At 59.1% G+C, this 18525-nt stretch carries 18 protein-coding genes and 1 other annotated feature; of the genes, 12 read left to right on the forward strand and 6 right to left on the reverse strand.

Annotated elements, in window-relative coordinates; genetic code table 11:
- Positions 1-61 precede the first annotated feature (61 nt).
- Entirely contained in the window at positions 62-700 is a 639-nt protein-coding gene (acrR, locus tag KOL70_RS00940; protein ID WP_031279658.1) for a multidrug efflux transporter transcriptional repressor AcrR, read from the forward strand.
- Here acrR and rsmS read toward each other — a convergent pair.
- The 3 genes from rsmS to priC are packed head-to-tail and all read right to left on the reverse strand — an operon-like array spanning position 697 to position 1665.
- Positions 697-852, reverse strand: a complete 156-nt coding sequence (gene rsmS, locus KOL70_RS00945; protein WP_021507212.1) for a pleiotropic regulatory protein RsmS — start codon at positions 850-852, stop codon at positions 697-699. The two genes, acrR and rsmS, sit on opposite strands and share 4 nt — an antisense overlap.
- An 8-nt stretch (positions 853-860) precedes the next feature.
- The gene (locus KOL70_RS00950) at positions 861-1106 is read right to left on the reverse strand and encodes a GlsB/YeaQ/YmgE family stress response membrane protein (RefSeq protein WP_010616865.1); all 246 of its coding nucleotides are present in this window, start codon (positions 1104-1106) and stop codon (positions 861-863) included.
- A gap of 49 nt (positions 1107-1155) precedes the next feature.
- Positions 1156-1665: a primosomal replication protein PriC gene (gene priC / locus KOL70_RS00955; protein ID WP_021507214.1), complete on the reverse strand. Its 510-nt coding sequence runs from the start codon at positions 1663-1665 to the stop codon at positions 1156-1158.
- 58 nt (positions 1666-1723) lie between these two features.
- Here priC and KOL70_RS00960 point away from each other — a divergent pair, with 58 nt between their 5' ends.
- The 6 genes from KOL70_RS00960 to htpG all read left to right on the forward strand — a co-directional run bounded on the left by KOL70_RS00960 (position 1724) and on the right by htpG (position 7995).
- Entirely contained in the window at positions 1724-2107 is a 384-nt protein-coding gene (locus tag KOL70_RS00960; protein WP_058775241.1) for a DUF454 family protein, read from the forward strand.
- A 150-nt stretch (positions 2108-2257) separates the two neighbouring features.
- Complete coding sequence (gene apt / locus KOL70_RS00965; RefSeq protein ID WP_031279659.1) at positions 2258-2809, forward strand: adenine phosphoribosyltransferase; 552 nt, start codon at positions 2258-2260, stop codon at positions 2807-2809.
- Between the two features lie 247 nt (positions 2810-3056).
- Complete coding sequence (gene dnaX / locus KOL70_RS00970) at positions 3057-5036, forward strand: DNA polymerase III subunit gamma/tau (RefSeq protein ID WP_215480090.1); 1980 nt, start codon at positions 3057-3059, stop codon at positions 5034-5036.
- Positions 4378-4439 (forward strand) — a sequence feature (DnaX frameshifting element). Its footprint overlaps the gene before it by 62 nt.
- Positions 5037-5085: 49 nt before the next feature.
- Entirely contained in the window at positions 5086-5415 is a 330-nt protein-coding gene (locus tag KOL70_RS00975; protein WP_010616869.1) for a YbaB/EbfC family nucleoid-associated protein, read from the forward strand.
- Positions 5415-6020 carry a recombination mediator RecR gene (recR, locus tag KOL70_RS00980; RefSeq protein WP_031279660.1) on the forward strand — a complete coding sequence of 202 codons (606 nt, stop codon included), beginning with the start codon at positions 5415-5417 and terminating at the stop codon, positions 6018-6020. Before KOL70_RS00975 ends, recR begins: the two co-directional genes overlap by 1 nt.
- A gap of 106 nt (positions 6021-6126) precedes the next feature.
- Positions 6127-7995, forward strand: a complete 1869-nt coding sequence (htpG, locus tag KOL70_RS00985) for a molecular chaperone HtpG (protein ID WP_185749251.1) — start codon at positions 6127-6129, stop codon at positions 7993-7995.
- Positions 7996-8125: 130 nt separating this feature from the next.
- Here htpG and KOL70_RS00990 read toward each other — a convergent pair whose 3' ends face one another.
- Positions 8126-8995 carry a LysR substrate-binding domain-containing protein gene (locus tag KOL70_RS00990; RefSeq protein WP_021507220.1) on the reverse strand — a complete coding sequence of 290 codons (870 nt, stop codon included), beginning with the start codon at positions 8993-8995 and terminating at the stop codon, positions 8126-8128.
- A 189-nt stretch (positions 8996-9184) separates the two neighbouring features.
- Here KOL70_RS00990 and KOL70_RS00995 point away from each other — a divergent pair, with 189 nt between their 5' ends.
- From KOL70_RS00995 to KOL70_RS01010, 4 genes are all read left to right on the forward strand, one after another.
- Complete coding sequence (locus KOL70_RS00995) at positions 9185-10012, forward strand: DUF6024 family protein (protein WP_058775440.1); 828 nt, start codon at positions 9185-9187, stop codon at positions 10010-10012.
- Between the two features lie 151 nt (positions 10013-10163).
- The gene (gene adk, locus KOL70_RS01000; protein ID WP_021507222.1) at positions 10164-10808 is read left to right on the forward strand and encodes an adenylate kinase; all 645 of its coding nucleotides are present in this window, start codon (positions 10164-10166) and stop codon (positions 10806-10808) included.
- A 115-nt stretch (positions 10809-10923) separates the two neighbouring features.
- Complete coding sequence (gene hemH / locus KOL70_RS01005; protein WP_021507223.1) at positions 10924-11883, forward strand: ferrochelatase; 960 nt, start codon at positions 10924-10926, stop codon at positions 11881-11883.
- Between the two features lie 58 nt (positions 11884-11941).
- A complete protein-coding gene (locus KOL70_RS01010; RefSeq protein ID WP_104189087.1) occupies positions 11942-13243 on the forward strand; it encodes an inosine/guanosine kinase in 1302 nt (433 codons plus the stop codon).
- A gap of 229 nt (positions 13244-13472) precedes the next feature.
- Here KOL70_RS01010 and ybaL read toward each other — a convergent pair whose 3' ends face one another.
- Positions 13473-15161, reverse strand: a complete 1689-nt coding sequence (ybaL, locus tag KOL70_RS01015) for a YbaL family putative K(+) efflux transporter (protein ID WP_021508650.1) — start codon at positions 15159-15161, stop codon at positions 13473-13475.
- A gap of 219 nt (positions 15162-15380) precedes the next feature.
- Complete coding sequence (locus KOL70_RS01020; protein WP_058769404.1) at positions 15381-16580, reverse strand: MFS transporter; 1200 nt, start codon at positions 16578-16580, stop codon at positions 15381-15383.
- A gap of 163 nt (positions 16581-16743) precedes the next feature.
- On the opposite strand from KOL70_RS01020, the gene ushA reads away from it, so the two are divergent.
- Positions 16744-18495, forward strand: coding sequence for a bifunctional UDP-sugar hydrolase/5'-nucleotidase UshA (gene ushA / locus KOL70_RS01025; RefSeq protein WP_215480091.1), 1752 nt, complete (start codon positions 16744-16746; stop codon positions 18493-18495).
- The last annotated feature ends 30 nt before the right edge of the window (positions 18496-18525 follow it).

Below are 18525 nucleotides of genomic sequence, written 5' to 3' on the forward strand. Positions count from 1 at the left end.
TGCTATGGTACATACATTCACAAATGTATGTAAACTTGCCAGTTTGTAAAAACAGTCCTCTATGGCACGAAAAACCAAAGCGCAAGCACTTGAAACGCGGCATCAAATTCTGGATGCCGCTTTAGCTCACTTTTCTGAACACGGTGTGGCCGCCACCTCACTGGCGGATATCGCCGCGGCCGCTGGCGTCACGCGCGGCGCTATCTACTGGCATTTTAAAAATAAAGCCGATCTGTTACAGGAGATCTGGCTGCGCTGCGACGCCGGGCTCGACGATGTGGAACTTGAGTATCAGACAAAATACCCTGGCGATCCACTTTCTGTAATGCGTTCGATGCTGATCTATATCCTTGAAGCCACAGCAAAGGATCCACAAAGACGCGCATTAATGGAGATTATCTTCCATAAATGTGAGTTCGTTGGCGAAATGTCGACGTTAATGGCGATGCAGCAGGGGCTGCTGCAGGCGTGTTATGACCGCATCGAAGAGGTGCTGCGCAGCTGTATCGAGGCCGGGCAGCTTCCGGCCAGCCTCAACACCCGCCAGGCGGCGCTGCTGATGCGCGGCTACATCAGCGGCATGATGGAAAGCTGGTTGTTCAATCCGCAAAGTTTTGATCTGGTGAGTGAAGCGCCGCAGGTGGTCGAGGCCTTTATAGATATGCTGCGCCTGAGCCCGACGCTCGCCGGCACGCGCTAAGCGGTGCGTTCGGCCGCCAGCTTCTGCTCATAATCGCGCTGGACAATCGCCAGCGCAGCCAGCACCGTGGCCGTGGGCACCTGGTTTTCCTCCAGCAGCTGAATTAAATCGACCGCCAGCTTGATGTCGTCCGGCGCGGTATCCAGCGTCATAGTGTCTCCTAAATACGTAGTTTAGCGGCGACCAACAGCATCAGCAGGGCACCGGCCAGCGCCACGGCAAAGCCCGTCGGATGCAGCGTACCGAGGTCGCCCGTGGTGAAATACGTGGCGATGTAGCCGCCAATCAGCGCGCCGATCACCGCCAGCACCAGCGTCGGCACCAGTCCGCCGGGACGGCCGGGAAACACCCTCCGCTTCAGCCAGCCGGCAGCCAGGCCAATAATAATCCAGATGATAAGGGTCATGCTTTTCCTCCCGTCAGCGCTGTTTCCAGTATAGAGGAAAGCGAACGGCTTACGGCTGCGCCGCGATCTCCAGTTTATGCAGCGCGGCGCGGCAGCGCGCCAGCCGCTCCTGCAGAATCTCCACCTCGCGCATCAGCTGCTGCTGCACGCTCAGCGTTTCAGCGCGTGCCAGGTGCTGTTCGCGCTGCTGCAGCATGGCCAGCAGTCGCGTTTCATAGCCGCGGTACTCATCACGCTTCGGCTGCAGCGGATCGCGACGCGGCCGTTCACGCACCACGCGCAGTTGCTGGCTACTGCACTCGCGCTGCAGCGCGGCAATCTGGTCCAGCACCTTCTGCGCCAGCCACTGGCGGCGCGACGCATCACTGTCGGACGCCGCGAGCTGCGCCGCATTGTGCTGCAGCTCTTGCAGATAGTCAGCCAGCCGCGTGCCTTTGCAGCGAAACAGCTGCGCGTCAAAGCGCGGCTGACGGCAGCTACCGTCCGGCTGCTGCGCAATCTGCTGGCGCAGCGTGTCAATCATTGCGTGCAGACGCTGTTGGGCGGGCAGTTGAGGCATCACTTCGATTCCGTCTGTGTTAACGTAGCGCTGTTGTGACATTTTTCAGGCATCTGGCATGCAGCGCATTTTACTGTTAAGCCTTGGCTGGCTGGCGATTGTGCTGGGCACGCTGGGCATTGTATTACCTTTACTACCGACCACGCCATTCGTGTTGCTGGCCGCCTGGTGTTTTGCCCGCTCGTCGCCACGCTTTCACCACTGGCTGCTGTGGCGCTCGCCGTTTGGCCGCTATCTGCGCCACTGGCAGCAGCATCGCGCCATGCCGCCCGGTGCCAAAAGCCGCGCCATGTTGCTGATTGTCATCACCTTTGCGGTTTCAATCTGGCTGGTGAAGCTGCTGTGGCTGCGCATCCTGCTCGGTGTGATGCTGGCGCTGCTGCTGCTCATGCTGTGGCGCATCCCGGTTGTAGCAGAAAGTGCGAACCCGCACGAACCGTAGCATCAGGGTTGCATTTAGCCGGCTGTTTGCTTAGATTTGGGCATCTTCGTGCGTGGCTTCCCTTTGAGAAACGACTTCGCTTAACCCGGTTTCCGGGTATTGGCGCTGTGGGAGCTGCGCGTTTTAGATATTTTTCCAGGCGTAACCTTTATGACCGCAACTGCGCAGCAGCTTGAACTGATCAAAAACAGCATCAAAAGCATTCCTGACTATCCGAAGCCGGGCATCCTGTTCCGTGACGTCACCAGTCTGATGGAAGATCCGCAGGCGTATGCCGCAGCGATCGCCATTCTGGTGGAGCGTTATCGTAATAAAGGCATCACCAAAGTGGTGGGCACCGAAGCGCGTGGCTTCCTGTTCGGGGCGCCGGTTGCGCTGGGTCTGGGCGTGGGATTTGTGCCGGTGCGTAAACCGGGCAAACTGCCGCGTGAAACTTTCAGCGAAAGCTATGAACTGGAGTACGGTTCAGACGCGCTGGAACTGCACAAAGACGCCATCAAACCCGGCGATGTGGTGCTGGTGGTGGACGATCTGCTGGCTACCGGCGGCACCCTTGAAGCCACGGTGAAACTGATTCGTCGTGCGGGCGGTGAAGTTAAAGATGCCGCGTTTGTGATCAACCTGTTTGATTTAAGCGGCGAAGCGCGCCTGAACGCGCTGGGTATCGACTGCTACAGCCTGGTCAATTTCCCCGGCCACTAAGGCCATCGCGCCGCCCGCCTTCATGTCCGGCGGCGCCACTCTTCACACTCCCTGACACGGGTATTCCGCTCTGAAGCGCAGCGCGCAACGTATCACGGGTATAGGCATATCCGGCTGTGGCTGTTACAATCCTGTCAAAATAAACAGGGTTTGCGTCACCGCATTTTTCCCCTAAGTCCCACGGCAGAATCGGCGCAACTGAGCGTGCTGCTGTGCCAGGTTAAACAACTCCAGTGATTGAATCCACATGAGCTATCAGGTACTTGCGCGAAAATGGCGTCCCCAGGCTTTCGCCGACGTAGTCGGTCAGGAACATGTGCTGACGGCGCTGGCCAACGGGTTGTCACTGGGACGCATCCATCATGCCTATCTGTTTTCCGGCACGCGCGGCGTGGGGAAAACCTCGATTGCGCGTCTGCTGGCCAAAGGTCTCAACTGCGAAACCGGTATCACGGCCACGCCGTGTGGACAGTGCGATAACTGTCGCGAGATTGAACAGGGGCGCTTTGTCGACCTGATCGAAATCGATGCCGCCTCGCGCACCAAAGTGGAAGACACGCGCGACCTGCTGGATAACGTGCAGTATGCGCCCGCACGCGGGCGCTTTAAGGTCTATCTGATCGATGAAGTGCACATGCTGTCGCGCCACAGCTTTAATGCGCTGCTGAAAACGCTGGAAGAGCCGCCGTCGCATGTGAAATTCCTGCTGGCGACCACCGATCCGCAGAAGCTGCCGGTAACCATTCTGTCGCGCTGCCTGCAGTTCCACCTGAAAGCCCTCGACGTCGAACAAATTCAGCAGCAGCTGGCGCACGTGCTGCAGCAGGAGCAGATTGACGCCGAGCCGCGCGCGCTGCATCTGCTGGCGCGTGCCGCCGACGGCAGTATGCGCGATGCGCTCAGCCTCACCGATCAGGCGATTGCCATGGGGCAGGGCAGCGTCACGCGCGACAGCGTGGCGCAAATGCTGGGCACGCTGGATGATGAACAGCCGCTGGCGCTGATTGAAGCGCTGGTGAAAGGCAACGGCGAACAGGTGATGGCGCTGCTGAATCAGGCCGCATCGCGCGGCGTGGAGTGGGAGGCGCTGCTGGTGGAGATGCTGCGTCTGCTGCACCGTATCGCGATGGTGCAGCTGCTGCCCAGCTCGCTTGGCGAAGATGATGCCAGCCAGGCGCAGCGCCTGCGCGAACTGGCGCGCGTGCTGCCGCCTGCTGACGTTCAGCTCTATTATCAGACGCTGCTGATGGGGCGCAAAGATTTGCCGCTGGCGCCGGATCGCCGGCTCGGCGTGGAAATGACGCTGCTGCGTGCGCTGGCGTTTCATCCGCAGGCCACCATTGCTGAACCGGTGGCGCGCCCGTCGCTGACGCCGCAGGCCGCGCCGGTCGTTGCCGCGCCAGCGCCTCAGACCAAAGCCGCACCCGCTGTGGCCGCGCAGCCGCAGATGGCACCGCCGATGGATGAGTCGCCGCCGCCGGCCGATGATTATCCCGATATGGCACCGGCCCCGGAGCACTTGCCCGACGCCACCAGTCAGCTGTTACAGGCGCGGACGCAGCTGCTGCGTCAGGGAGCCGGCAAAGCAAAAAAGAGTGAGCCGGCAGCGCGTTCCGCGCGGCCGGCAAACCCGGCGCTGGAACGTCTGGCAAGCGTCACCGAGCGCGTGCAACAGCGCGCGTCTGAACCGGCGGTAAAAGCGCCGGCGAAGCCGGAAGCGTATCGCTGGAAAGCCCAGCAGCAGGAGGAGATCAAGCCGGAGCCGGTGGCGACGCCAAAAGCCTTGCGTTCTGCGCTGGAGCATGAGAAAACGCCAGAGCTGGCGCTCAAACTGGCGGAAGAGGCGCTGCAGCGCGATGCCTGGGCGGCGGAAATCGCCACGCTGACGCTGCCGAAGCTGGTCCAGCAGGTCGCGCTGAACGCGTGGAAAGAGGTCAATGAGCAGGGCGTGACGCTGCATTTGCGCAGCAGTCAGCGTCATCTCAACTCTGCCCCGGCGCGCCAGGCGATTCAGGAGGCGCTGAGCCAGGCGGCCGGCCAGCTGGTTGAACTGACCATCGTGGAAGACGATAATCCGGCGGTATTGACGCCGCTGGAGTGGCGTCAGGCCATTTATGAAGAGAAGCTGGCGCAGGCGCGTCAGTCGATCGAAAGCGATACCCACATTCAGACGCTGCGTCGCTTCTTTGATGCGGACCTGGATGAAGAGAGTATCCGACCCGTATGATCACGCTGTCGCGCAGCGTTGCGCGCAGCCCCAGCAGAGAGAGAAAACTATGTTTGGTAAAGGCGGATTGGGCAACCTGATGAAACAGGCCCAGCAGATGCAGGATAAAATGGCCAAAGTTCAGGAAGAGATCGCCGCACTGGAAGTCACCGGCGAATCAGGGGCTGGCCTGGTCAAAGTGACCATCAACGGTGCGCACAACTGCCGCCGCGTGGAAGTCGATCCCAGCCTGCTGGAAGATGACAAAGAGATGCTGGAAGATCTGATCGCTGCGGCGTTCAACGATGCGGCGCGCCGTATTGATGAAACGCAGAAAGAGAAGATGGCGTCCGTCTCTGCCGGTATGCAGCTGCCGCCTGGCTTCAAGATGCCGTTCTGATGCAAACCAGTCCACTGCTTGAAGCTTTGATGGAGTCGCTGCGCTGTCTACCGGGCGTTGGCCCGAAATCGGCGCAGCGCATGGCGTTTCATCTGTTGCAGCGCGATCGCAGCGGTGGCATGCGTCTGGCGCAGGCGCTGACCCGCGCCATGGCAGAAATCGGCCACTGTTCCGACTGCCGCACCTTCACCGAGCAGGAGATCTGCACCATCTGCGCCAATCCCCGCCGTCAGCAAAACGGCCAGATTTGCGTGGTGGAGAGCCCGGCGGATATCCACGCCATCGAGCAGACCGGCCAGTTTGGCGGTCGCTATTTTGTGCTGATGGGCCATCTGTCGCCGCTGGACGGCATCGGCCCGCAGGACATTGGCCTGGATCGGCTGGAGCAGCGCCTTGAACGTGAGACGCTGCAGGAGGTGATCCTCGCCACCAATCCCACGGTGGAAGGCGAAGCCACGGCTAACTATATCGCCGAGCTGTGCGGCCAGTATGGCGTCGACGCCAGCCGCATTGCGCACGGGGTTCCGGTCGGCGGTGAACTGGAAATGGTCGACGGCACAACGCTGTCGCACTCGCTTGCCGGACGGCACAAGATTAAATTCTGACCACTTGCCGGTATCCTGCTGCGATACCGGCTTGAAATTCTTCCCACCATCCCCATTTCACTCTCAACAATTGATCAACCCCGATTCTGTTGAGGTAGCAATGACCATGAAAGGACAAGAGACGCGTGGCTTCCAGTCAGAGGTAAAACAACTTCTGCACCTGATGATCCATTCCCTCTATTCAAACAAAGAGATTTTCCTGCGTGAACTGATCTCCAACGCCTCCGATGCGGCTGACAAGCTGCGCTTCCGCGCACTGTCGACGCCGGATCTGTATGAAGGCGATGGCGACCTGCGCGTGCGTATCTCGGTCGACAAGGAAAAACGCACGCTGACGCTGAGCGATAACGGCATCGGTATGCGCCGTGATGAGGTGATTGAAAACCTCGGCACCATCGCGAAATCCGGTACCAAAGCGTTTCTGGAATCGATGGGTTCCGATCAGGCAAAAGACAGCCAGCTGATCGGCCAGTTCGGTGTCGGTTTCTACTCGGCGTTTATCGTGGCTGACAAAGTGACGGTACGCACCCGTGCCGCGGGCGCCAAAGCCGACGAAGGCGTGTTCTGGGAATCCGCCGGCGAAGGCGAGTATACGCTGGCGGAGATTGAGAAAGCCGATCGCGGCACCGAAATTACGCTGCACTTCCGTGAAGGTGAAGATGACTTCCTCGACGCGTGGCGCGTGCGCAACGTGATCAGCAAATATTCCGATCACATCGCGCTGCCGGTGGAGATCGAGACCAAAGACGAAGAGAACGATACCGTCACCTGGGAGAAGATCAACAAAGCCCAGGCGCTGTGGACGCGCAACAAAGGCGAAATCAGCGACGAAGAGTACAACGAGTTCTACAAACACATCGCCCATGATTTCAGCGACCCGGCCATCTGGAGCCACAACCGCGTCGAAGGTAAGCAGGAGTACACCAGCCTGCTGTACATCCCGTCGCGTGCGCCGTTCGACATGTGGAACCGCGACAGCAAGCACGGTCTGAAGCTGTACGTGCAGCGCGTCTTCATCATGGATGACGCGGAACAGTTTATGCCCAACTACCTGCGCTTTGTGCGTGGCCTGATAGATTCCAGCGATTTGCCGCTCAACGTCTCCCGTGAGATCCTGCAGGACAGCCGCGTCACGCAGAGCCTGCGCGCCGCGCTGACCAAACGCAGCCTGCAGATGCTGGAAAAACTGGCTAAAGACGACGCAGAGAAATATCAGCAGTTCTGGAAAGAGTTCGGTCTGGTGCTGAAAGAGGGCCCGGCGGAAGATCATGCCAACCAGGAGGCGATTGCTAAACTGCTGCGTTTCGCCACTACCCAGAGCGAAGGCGCGGCGCAGACCGTTTCGCTGGAAGATTACGTCAGCCGCATGGTTGAAGGGCAGGAGAAGATTTACTACATCACTGCCGACAGCTATGCCGCCGCGAAAAGCAGCCCGCATCTGGAGCTGTTCCGTAAGAAAGGCATCGAGGTCCTGCTGCTGTCCGATCGTATCGACGAGTGGATGATGAGCTACCTGACGGAGTTCGATGGCAAAGCGTTCCAGTCGGTGAGCAAAGCGGATGAGTCGCTGAGCAAGCTGGCGGACGAAGAGACGGAAGCGCAGAAGGAAGCGGAAAAAGCGCTGGAGCCGTTTGTTGATCGCGTGAAAACCCTGCTGGGCGAGCGCGTCAAAGAGGTGCGCCTGACCCATCGCCTCACCGACACGCCGGCGATTGTCACCACCGACGCCAACGAAATGACCACGCAGATGGCGAAGCTGTTCGCCGCAGCCGGTCAGGATGTGCCGGAAGTGAAGTATATCTTTGAGATCAACCCGGAGCATACGCTGGTGAAACGCGTAGCTGATACCCAGGATGAAGCGCGTTTTGCGGAGTGGGTTGAGCTGCTGCTGGATCAGGCGCTGCTGGCCGAGCGCGGCACGCTGGACGATCCTAACCAGTTTATCCGCCGCATGAATCAGTTGCTGACGGCGTAACGCGGTGCGGTAATCGGAACGGTCGGCATGAATGCCGACCCTGCCGGTTACCAGGCACCGATTCGACAACTGTCCACTCTCTGTAGGGTCGTCATTAATGACGACCTTATTTTATTTATGCCGCCCTTGCTTACTTCAGCGCTTCATCCCGCAACCAATCCCGGAACAACGTAATCTCCGCATCGTGCTGGCGTGACCGCTTGGTCATCATCCAGGTGGCACGGTCGGCGCGCACAAACCCCAGCGGCGCAATCAGCGTGCCGTCGTTCAGCTCCTGACGCACCAGCAGACGCGGCGCCACAATCACGCCCAGCCCGTTTCTCGCGGCCTGAATCGCCAGCGTCAGATTATCGAAATGTTTGCCCAGCCAAAAATTACCGCGCACGCCGCTGATCTTCGCCCATTCGGCCCAGGCCTGCAGGCGGGTATCGGCATGCAAAAGCGGCAGCGACGCCAGATCCTGCTCGCTGTGAAAACGCGCCGCGTACTGTGGGGCGCACAGCGGGCCGACGTAATCATCGCTGATGAGCGAGGCATCTATGTCGTCGTCCGGCGCCTGTTCATAACTGAGGATCAGCACATCGGTGTGTTCGCTGCGCAGCTGAGCAATATCGCCCTGCGGCTGGAATTGCACTTCAATATCGGGATAGCGCTGGTAAAAGCTGCTGATACGCGGAATCAGCCACTGGGATAAAAAACTCGGGGTACAGGCAACGCTCAGATGATTGCGCATCCCGGTGCGAATACTTACGCAGGTGGTAGAGAGTTCGCTAAAGGCTTTCTGGCAGCTCACCAGCAGACGTTCGCCGTGAGAGGTTAAGCGCACGCGTCCGTTAGTGCGGATGAACAGGGGTTTGCCCATCCAGCTCTCCAGCTGGCGAATCTGATGGCTGATGGCGCTGTGGGTGACATGGAGACATTCGGCCGCGACGCTAAAGCTGCAATGCAGCGCCGCCTGATGAAAATAGTGCAGTGCACGTAACGACGGAAGCGCGGTCATACTCATCCCCTGTGTAAAAACCTAACAGGGATTGTCAGTTTATATCATTTTAATGTCCAGCCGCATTAACCTAACCTTTCCTGCTTAATCTGGCGGGTTGACGGACCGGCTTCGCTGTGTACAGCAGCGGCGATGTCCGCTGCCAGCGCCAGCTTCACACAGCAGAATAACCAAGAGAAATGTCACGTGATGACTTCACAACAGGCTACTGCCAGGGCGGCGGCGCGCGATCGGCTGCGCGGCTTGCTGTCCCGTCACTATCGGCTGGAAAATTACGATCTGTTTTTTGCCCCCTCACTGCACATCGCGCGCGTGCTGCTCTCGCAACTGTTTCTGCGCCAGGAGCAGGCGCGCAATCAGACGCGCTACGCCGCGCAATATCCGGTCAGCGAACTCAGCGTGCTGCCGGCCCTGCCGATGATGGCGGGCAATATCGCGCTGGTCGATCACGTCGATATGCAGCAGGGCCGGGTGCGCAATCTGAGTGCCTGCCAGAGCCAGGGCGTGACGCACGCGTCCGGCTCCTTCGCCAGCGTGTTGCATAAACGACTTATCAGCGAGGCGCGACTGTTTGTCACCCAGCTGAATCAGCATGCGATGCTGAGCGACGATCTGGTGCTGATTGCGCTGCGTACTCATGATTTTAGTACGCTGGTGCGCAGTGAACTGCGGCTGTTCGAACAGGGACTGGCGCTGGGTGACGCGCCGGAACGCGCGCTGGAGTACATGGCGCAGGACGACTGGCAGCCCTTCAACGTTGCCAGTGTCGACAGCCTGACGCTGGATACGCCGTTCACGCTACAGTCGATTCACCAGCCCGGCCTGCCGTTTGCGCTGCTGCCCTTGCCGCCCGGCAGTGCGCTGCCAGCGTTGCCCGCGGATATGCAGCTGCTGCCCGCGCCGCATCGCCTGTTTTTGCCGGTCAGCGTGCGCGGCAACGGCAATAAGCCGCAGAACGTCACCGCTGCGCTAAAAAAACGGCTGCGCGAGGTGCTCAGAGACAGCCGAAATTCTTAAAAACGTGCCTGCTACTGGCGCACCGCGCTAAAGCAGGTCAAAGTAGGCCTTTCAGCGCCCGGGGGCCCGTTGCCTTGTGGTGTGCGGGTCATAATGGTATGTTCTTGGCCTTCTCAGATTGATCAATGCGATTCGCAAGGGGAATTACGCAATGCGTATTATTCTGCTCGGGGCACCGGGCGCAGGTAAGGGCACTCAGGCTCAATTCATCATGGAGAAATACGGTATTCCGCAGATCTCCACGGGCGACATGTTGCGTGCGGCTGTCAAAGCCGGCACCGAATTGGGCCAGCAGGCGAAAGCCATCATGGATGCCGGTAAACTGGTAACGGACGAACTGGTGATTGCGCTGGTTAAAGAGCGTATCGCGCAGGAAGACTGCAAAAACGGCTTCCTGCTCGATGGTTTCCCACGCACCATTCCGCAGGCTGACGCCATGAAAGAGGCGGGCATCAAGGTGGATTACGTGCTCGAGTTCGCCGTACCGGACGAGCTTATTGTCGATCGCATTGTCGGCCGCCGCGTGCATGCGCCGTCAGGCCGCGTTTACCACATCAAATACAATCCGCCAAAAGTGGAAGGTAAAGATGACGTGACCGGCGAAGAGCTGACTACGCGTAAAGACGACCAGGAAGAGACTGTGCGTAAGCGTCTGGTGGAATACCATCAGCTGACCGCGCCGCTGATTGCTTACTACAGCAAAGAAGCCGAAGCCGGTAACACCGAATACCACAAAATCGACGGCACCCGCCAGGTGACCGAAGTGAGTGCACAGCTGGCCGATATCCTCGGCTAAGTGGTGACCAGGGCCGGTTGTCCGGCCCTTTTGCAGCAATTGCTTTCCCCCTCCGCTTTTTCCGCTACAATTTCCCCCGATTCAGAACCATTGTCTGCGACATCAAGGAAATACAATGAGGCAAGATAAGCCTGGGGTTTTACTGGTTAACTTAGGTACACCAGACGCACCGACCACCGCGGCGGTGAAACGCTATCTGAAACAGTTCCTCGGCGATCCGCGCGTGGTGGATACGCCGCGCTGGCTGTGGTGGCCGATTCTCAATTTCATCATTCTGCCGTTCCGCTCGCCGCGCGTCTCGAAGCTGTACGCATCGGTGTGGATGGACGAAGGTTCCCCGCTGATGGTGTTCAGCAAACGGCAGCGTGCCGCGCTGGCGCAGCGGCTCGATATGCCGGTAGAGCTGGGCATGAGTTACGGCCAGCCGAGCCTCAACGGTGCGGTTGAGCGTCTGCTGGCGCAGGGTGTCACCAAATTCATCGTGCTGCCGCTCTATCCGCAGTTCTCCTGCTCCACCGTGGCGGCAGTGTGGGATGGCCTGGCGGCCAGCTTTAAACCGCTGCGTTCCCTGCCGGAAGTGGCGTTTATCCGCGATTACGCCGAACATCCGGCCTATATCGCCGCGCTGAAGGCCTCGGTAGAGCGCTCGTTTGCCCAACACGGCGAGCCGGATCTGCTGGTGCTCTCTTACCACGGCATTCCGCAGCGCTTCGCCAATGAAGGCGACGATTATCCGCTGCGCTGTAAAGACACCACCGATGCCCTGGCCGCCGCGCTCGGCATTGCGCCGCATAAAATCATGATGACCTTCCAGTCGCGCTTTGGCCGCGAGCCGTGGCTGATGCCGTACACGGATGAGACCATGAAAAGCCTGCCGGCCAAAGGGATCAAACATGTGCAGGTGATGAGTCCGGGCTTTGCGGCGGACTGCCTCGAGACGCTGGAGGAGATCAGCGGCGAAAACTGCGAAATCTTCCTGCACGCTGGCGGCGAGAAATTTGAATACATTCCGGCGCTTAATGCGGATGATGAGCACATCGAGATGATGGTGCAGCTGGTACAAGCGCGCCGCTAAGGGTGCGGCAGAGAATGTGATATCATTCTCTGCCTGATTTTCCCTGACGGCAGCTTTCATGAAATTTCCCGGCAAACGCAAATCCAAACACTATTTCCCCGTCAACGCGCGCGATCCGCTGCTGCAGGCTTCCCAGCAGGAGCAGGAAGAGGGCAGCTGGGTGGTGGGTATCGACCAGACGCTGGTGGATATCGAAGCCAAAGTCGATGACGACTTCCTGCAGCGCTATGGTCTGAGCGCGGGTCATTCGCTGGTGATCGACGATGCGACCGCCGAAGCGCTGTACAACGAGCTGATGCGCGAGCAGCTGATTAGCCACCAGTTTGCCGGCGGCACCATCGGTAATACGCTGCACAACTACTCGGTGCTGGCTGATGACCGTTCGGTGCTGCTCGGCGTGATGTGTAACAACATCCAGATTGGCGGTTACGCCTATCGCTACCTGTGCAATACCTCCAGCCGCATGGACCTTAACTTCCTGCAGGGCGTCGATGGCGCCATTGGCCGCTGCTTTACCCTGATCGGCGAGCAGGGCGAGCGCACCTTTGCTATCAGCCCTGGCCTGATGAACCAGCTGCAGGCCGCCAGTATTCCGGAAGAGGTGATTGCCGGTGCGTCGGCGCTGGTGCTGACATCCTACCTGGTGCGCTGTCAGCCGGGCGAACCGATGCCGGACGCGACGCTGCGGGCCATTGAGTTCGCCAAAAAGCACAATGTACCGGTGGTGCTGACGCTGGGTACCAAATATGTGATTCAGGATAACCCGCAGTTCTGGCGCGATTTCCTGCGCGAACACGTCTCGATTGTGGCGATGAATGAAGAGGAAGCGTTCGCGCTGACCGGCGAAGCGGATCCGCTGCTGGCCTCCAACATGGCGCTGGACTGGGTCGATCTGGTGCTGTGCACCGCCGGACCGACCGGGCTGTATATGGCCGGGTTCACCGAAGAGGCGTTTAAGCGCAAAACCAATCATCCGCTGTTGCCGGGGGCGATTGCCGAGTTCAACCAGTATGAGTTCAGCCGCGCCATGCGCCATCAGGATTGCCAGCAGCCGCTGCGGATCTTCTCGCACATTGCGCCTTACATGGGCGGTCCGGAGAAGATCATGAACACCAACGGTGCCGGTGATGGCGCGCTGGCGGCGCTGCTGCACGATATTACCGCCAACAATTTCCACCGTCAAAAAGTGCCAAACTCCAGCAAACACGCCCGCGAATACCTGACCTACTCGTCGCTGGCGCAGGTGTGTAAATATGCCAACCGCGTTAGTTATCAGGTGCTGAACCAGCACTCACCGCGTCTGACGCGCGGACTGCCGGAGCGGGAAGACAGTTTAGAAGAGTCTTACTGGGACAGGTAATAACGGCGGGTTGACCAGCGATCCGTCATGGATGACTGCGCTGTGTAAAGCGGTGCGCATGAATGTGTGATGGATATCTGCGCTGTGCGAAACGATGCGCATGAATGCGTGATGGATATCTGCGCTTTGCGAAACGGTGCGCATGAATGCGCACCCTACATGGGTCTCCATGGCGGCGCACCCTATGGTAGGGTCGCCATTCATGGCGACCTGGCAAATTAATAACGTCTTAAATCGGGCACTCGCGCACAATCGGGTTTTGCGCGATCTCTTCCTGCAATACATGCAACATGCTGTTGGCAATCTCCCGCTCGCCCATTACCACGCGATTGGCGCCACGCTCCATGATATAGGCCACTTCGTCGTCGTAATGCGCCCGGGCGATAATCTCAATATCTGCCCGCTTTTCGCGCGCGGCGGTAACAATTTCCCCGGCTTCATAGCCGTTGGGGATGGTCAGCAGCAGCCAGCGCGCGCAGTCAAGACGCGCTAAATCCATGGTATCGACTCGCGCCGCGTTGCCCAGCACGGCTTTGATGCCCTGTTCGCGCAGCGCTTCGACGCGCGGGCGCGAATTCTCCACCACCACCAGCGGCACATCAGCTTCCATCAGCTGCTGTCCCAGCAGGCTGCCGACGCGGCCATAACCCACAATCACCGCATGATTGCAGATATCCACCGGAATCTGCTTCTCTTCTTCAATTGCCTCTTCCAGCGTCTGCTCTTCCATGGTCTCGGTTTTATCGAGGTAACGCTCCAGCACGGTAAACAGAATCGGGTTAAGCATGATGGAGAGAATCGCCGCCGCCAGCACCAGGTTGCGACCTTCATCGCTCAGCATACCGAGCGAAATCCCCAGTCCGGCGAGGATAAAAGCGAATTCGCCAATCTGCGCCAGGCTGACGGAGATGGTCAGCGCGGTGCGCCGTGAGTGGCCGAGCAGCGTGACCAGCAGCCAGGCGGCAATCGATTTGCCCAGCACGATAATGGCCAGCGCACCCAGCACCGCCAGCGGCTGCTCCAGCAGGATCATCGGATCGAACAGCATGCCGACCGAGACAAAAAACAGCACGGCAAACGCATCGCGCAGCGGCAGCGTGTCGTGTGCCGCCCGGTGGCTGAGCTCTGATTCATTCAGCACCATGCCGGCAAAAAAGGCGCCGAGGGCAAAGGAAACATCAAAGAATTCCACCGCGCCAAACGCGATACCCAGCGCCAGCGCCAGTACCGACAGCGTAAACAGCTCGCGTGAACCGGTGGCGGCGCTTTTGGCCAGAATCCACGGCACCACGCGGCGGCCGACCACCATCATCAGCACCATAAAGGCAGCGACTTTGCCGATGGTCAGTAACAGGTCCCACGCCAGCAGCGTCGGGCTGGCATTTCCCTGCTCCAGCATGCCGGCGATGGCCGGCAGCAGCACCAGCGTCAGCACCATCACCAGGTCTTCGACGATCAGCCAGCCGATGGCGATCTGCCCGCGCTGGCTATCAATCAGTTGACGCTCTTCCAGCGCGCGCAGCAGCACCACGGTACTGGCGGTAGAGAGACACAGGCCAAACACCAGGCCGGTCATCCATGACCAGCCCATCGCCCATGACAGACCCATTCCCAGCAGCGTGGCGACCGCGATCTGCGCGATGGCACCGGGAATGGCAATCGACTTTACCGACATCAAATCCTTAAGCGAGAAGTGCAGACCGACGCCGAACATCAGCAGAATGACGCCGAGTTCAGCCAGTTCGGGGGCCAGATTGGTATCCGCGACGAAGCCCGGGGTAAAAGGACCCGCCAGCACGCCGGCCAGCAGATAGCCGACCAGCGGCGAGATGCGCAGGCGATTCGCCAGCATACCAAGGAGAAATGCGAGGACCAGACCTCCGACAATGGTGGTGATCAACGGGGTAGTGTGATGCATGCCTGTCTCCTTGTGTGCAAATGTATCCGCTTGTAACAACCTAGTGTAATGCACAATCGTTCGCCGCGTTTAAACATTTGAGCGGTGAAAGACGAAAAAATTGAAAAAATGAGACAAAAACGCAGCCGAAGCGCTATTTTCCTCAGTTATCTCAGCATATCGGCAGGATTTATGCAGAATGGAGGGGGGCAGAGAAAAATAGTTGCCCCCCGAAAGGGCTCAGCGCTGCTGCTGATCAGGTAAGAAAGCGGTCAACAGGCCAATAAGTGGCAGCCAGGCGCAGATTTGATACACCCATTCGATACTGGTGTGATCGGCGACCACGCCCAGGACCGCCGCGCCGAGGCCACCCATGCCAAAAGCAAAACCGAAAAACAGTCCGGAAACCATGCCGATGCGCCCGGGCAGCAGCTCCTGGGCATAGACCAGAATGGCGGAAAACGCCGAGGCCAGGATCAGGCCAATAATTACGCTCAGCACGCTGGTCCACATCAGGCTGGCGTGCGGTAACAGCAGGGTAAACGGCGCCACGCCGAGAATCGATCCCCAGATGACATATTTCCGCCCGATTTTATCGCCTATCGGTCCACCGATAATGGTGCCGGCGGCGACCGCGCCGAGAAAGGCAAACAGATGGAACTGCGAGGCCTGCACGGACAGCCCGAATTTGTGCATCAGATAGAAGGTGTAATAGCTGCTCAGGCTGGTGAGATAAAAGTACTTGGAGAATATCAGCAGCAGCAGAATGCCGATGGCCAGCGCCACTTTATTGCGCGGCAGGGGGTTACGCGGCCTGCTGGCAGCGCTGGCCTGCGTGGCGCGCTGCTGGTGGCTGTACCAGCGGCTCACCTGCAGCAGCACAATGATGCCGAGCAGCGCGGCCAGCATGAACCAGCTGAGATGGCCTTTGCCATAGGGCGCGACGATGATGGCGGCCAGCAGCGGCCCGAGTGCGCTGCCAAAGTTACCACCGACCTGAAACAGCGACTGAGCCAGCCCGTGGCGGCCGCCGGAGGCCATACGCGCCACGCGCGACGATTCCGGATGGAACACCGATGAGCCGCAGCCAACCAGCGCTGCGGCCAGCAGCACCTGCGGATAAGTGCTGGCAAAGGTCAGCAGCACCAGACCGAACAGGGTAAACCCCATCCCGACCGGCAGTGACCAGGGTTTCGGATATTTGTCGGTGTAATAGCCAATCAGCGGTTGTAATAATGAGGCCGTAACCTGATACGTCAGCGTAATCAAACCAATTTGCACAAAGCTGAGGCTGAAATCTTTCTGCAGCAGCGGATAGATCGCCAGTAACAGCGATTGCAGCATATCGTTCAGCAGATGCGCGAGACTGATGGCACCAAGAATGCCAAAAGCGGTACGCCCGGTGCGCCGCGTCGGGGTTAACGTCTGTTCACTTGCCATAAAGATCCTGAAGGGGTGGGAATTTCGTTATCAGATTGTTACGTCATGCATGACTGTATTCGCCTTTGGCCTTGAGTTAAAGGGCGAACTGTGCGACACAGAAGGGCGAAAAAGCACATCAGGCGCACCGCCCGGTAAAAAACGCAGAATAAGGAGATCGGCTTTGTTGTTATCACCGCACAGAGGGCGCTGGCTGGCGCTGATTATGCTGCTGTTGCCGCTGCTGGCGCAGGCGTGGCAGCCGGACCGCAGCTATCGCTTCAGCATTTTGCACACCAACGATCATCACGGCCACTTCTGGGCCAACGCGCAGGGTGAATATGGTCTGGCCGCGCAAAAAACGCTGATGGATCAGCAGCGGTACGATGTGCAGGCGAAGGGCGGCGGCGCGCTGATTCTGTCGGCGGGCGACGTTAACACCGGCGTGCCGGAATCGGATGTGCTGAACGCCGAGCCGGACATTCGCGGCATGAACCTCATCGGCTATGACGCGATGGCACTCGGTAACCACGAATTCGACAAACCGCTCAGCGTGCTGCAGAAGCAGCAGAAATGGGCGAAGTTTCCTTTTCTTGCCGCCAACATTTATGCCAAAGGCAGCGATAAGCGCCTGTTTAAGCCATGGGCGATATTCAATCGTATGGGGCTGAAAATTGCGGTGATCGGCCTGACCACCACTGATACGCTGCGCATCGCCAATCCGCAAAACGTGGCGCAGATAGAGATTCGCGATCCGGTGAAAGAGACGGAAAAAGCGGTGGCGGAACTGCGCGCCAGCGACAAGCCGGATGTGATTATCGCGCTGACGCACATGGGCCACTACGACGATGGGCAGCATGGCAGCAACGCACCGGGTGATGTGGAACTGGCGCGCAGCCTGCCGCCGGGCACGGTTAATGTGATCGTCGGCGGGCATTCGCACGATGCGGTGTGCATGGCAAAAGAGAACGTCAGCGTGGCGGATTATCAGCCCGGACAGCCGTGCCAGCCGGATCGCCAGAACGGCGTGTGGATCGTGCAGGCAAAAGAGTGGGGGAAATTTGTCGGTCGCGGCGATTTCACCTTCCGCAACGGTGAGCTGACGCTGGATAACTATCAGCTGATTCCGGTCAACCTTAAGCACAAGGTAAAGAACCTTGATGGCTGCGAAACCTGGCTGCCGTATCAGGAAGCGATAGCGCAGAACGGCGCAATGATGAAGCTGCTGACGCCGTATCAGCTGCGCGCCGGCAAACAGCTGGCGGTCAACGTGGGTCGCAGCGACAGCGTGTTTGATGGCGACCGCAGCAAGGTGCGCTTTGAACAAATGCCACTGGCTCAGCTGATCCTGCGCGCGCAGATGGCGGCTACTCAGGCCGACTTTGCCGTTATCAGCGGCGGCGGTATTCGCACCTCGCTGGCGCAAGGAGAGATCAGCTGGCGCGATCTGTTGCAGATCCAGCCGTTTGGCAATCAGGTGGTGTCCGTGACGCTTACGGGCGAAGAGCTGCTGAACTACCTGGCGACGGTGGCGAATATCAAAGCCGATTCCGGCGGTTTCGCGCAGTTCAGCAACATCAGCCTGGTGGCCGATGGCAAAAGTGTTAGCGCAGTGAAAATCAATGGCGAGCCGCTGCAGCTGGATAAAACCTATCGCATGGCCACTAACAGCTTTAACGCCAGCGGCGGCGACGGCTACCCGGTGATTGATGGCCATGCTGGTTTCCGCAACAGCGGCCTGCGTGATGCCGAGGTGCTGCGCAGCTATGTCAGTCAGCACTCACCGCTGCGCGTCGCCGATTATGCGCCACCGCAGATTGTGCACCTGACACCGCAGCAGGTTGAGGAGCGCGACAAAGCGCTGGAGAAGCAAAAGAAGCGCAGCTATCCGCAGATGATCCTGGCATGGATCTGGCCGCGCGCGGCGCACGAGTGACAAAACGGGCAGCACTTCAGCCGCCCGTGG

The sequence above is a fragment of the Pantoea sp. B270 genome, assembly GCF_018726825.1.
In the GTDB taxonomy this organism is placed as follows: Bacteria; Pseudomonadota; Gammaproteobacteria; order Enterobacterales; family Enterobacteriaceae; genus Pantoea; species Pantoea dispersa.

Coding starts and splice junctions, on each gene's coding strand:
- apt (WP_031279659.1), top strand. CDS start 2,258: ATGACCGCAACTGCGCAGCAGCTTGAACTGATCAAAAACAGCATCAAA.
- rsmS (WP_021507212.1), bottom strand. CDS start 852: ATGACGCTGGATACCGCGCCGGACGACATCAAGCTGGCGGTCGATTTA.
- adk (WP_021507222.1), top strand. CDS start 10,164: ATGCGTATTATTCTGCTCGGGGCACCGGGCGCAGGTAAGGGCACTCAG.
- KOL70_RS01020 (WP_058769404.1), bottom strand. CDS start 16,580: ATGGCAAGTGAACAGACGTTAACCCCGACGCGGCGCACCGGGCGTACC.
- dnaX (WP_215480090.1), top strand. CDS start 3,057: ATGAGCTATCAGGTACTTGCGCGAAAATGGCGTCCCCAGGCTTTCGCC.
- KOL70_RS00975 (WP_010616869.1), top strand. CDS start 5,086: ATGTTTGGTAAAGGCGGATTGGGCAACCTGATGAAACAGGCCCAGCAG.
- ybaL (WP_021508650.1), bottom strand. CDS start 15,161: ATGCATCACACTACCCCGTTGATCACCACCATTGTCGGAGGTCTGGTC.
- KOL70_RS00960 (WP_058775241.1), top strand. CDS start 1,724: ATGCAGCGCATTTTACTGTTAAGCCTTGGCTGGCTGGCGATTGTGCTG.
- KOL70_RS00995 (WP_058775440.1), top strand. CDS start 9,185: ATGACTTCACAACAGGCTACTGCCAGGGCGGCGGCGCGCGATCGGCTG.
- recR (WP_031279660.1), top strand. CDS start 5,415: ATGCAAACCAGTCCACTGCTTGAAGCTTTGATGGAGTCGCTGCGCTGT.
- KOL70_RS00950 (WP_010616865.1), bottom strand. CDS start 1,106: ATGACCCTTATCATCTGGATTATTATTGGCCTGGCTGCCGGCTGGCTG.
- hemH (WP_021507223.1), top strand. CDS start 10,924: ATGAGGCAAGATAAGCCTGGGGTTTTACTGGTTAACTTAGGTACACCA.
- htpG (WP_185749251.1), top strand. CDS start 6,127: ATGAAAGGACAAGAGACGCGTGGCTTCCAGTCAGAGGTAAAACAACTT.
- KOL70_RS00990 (WP_021507220.1), bottom strand. CDS start 8,995: ATGACCGCGCTTCCGTCGTTACGTGCACTGCACTATTTTCATCAGGCG.
- KOL70_RS01010 (WP_104189087.1), top strand. CDS start 11,942: ATGAAATTTCCCGGCAAACGCAAATCCAAACACTATTTCCCCGTCAAC.
- priC (WP_021507214.1), bottom strand. CDS start 1,665: ATGCCTCAACTGCCCGCCCAACAGCGTCTGCACGCAATGATTGACACG.
- acrR (WP_031279658.1), top strand. CDS start 62: ATGGCACGAAAAACCAAAGCGCAAGCACTTGAAACGCGGCATCAAATT.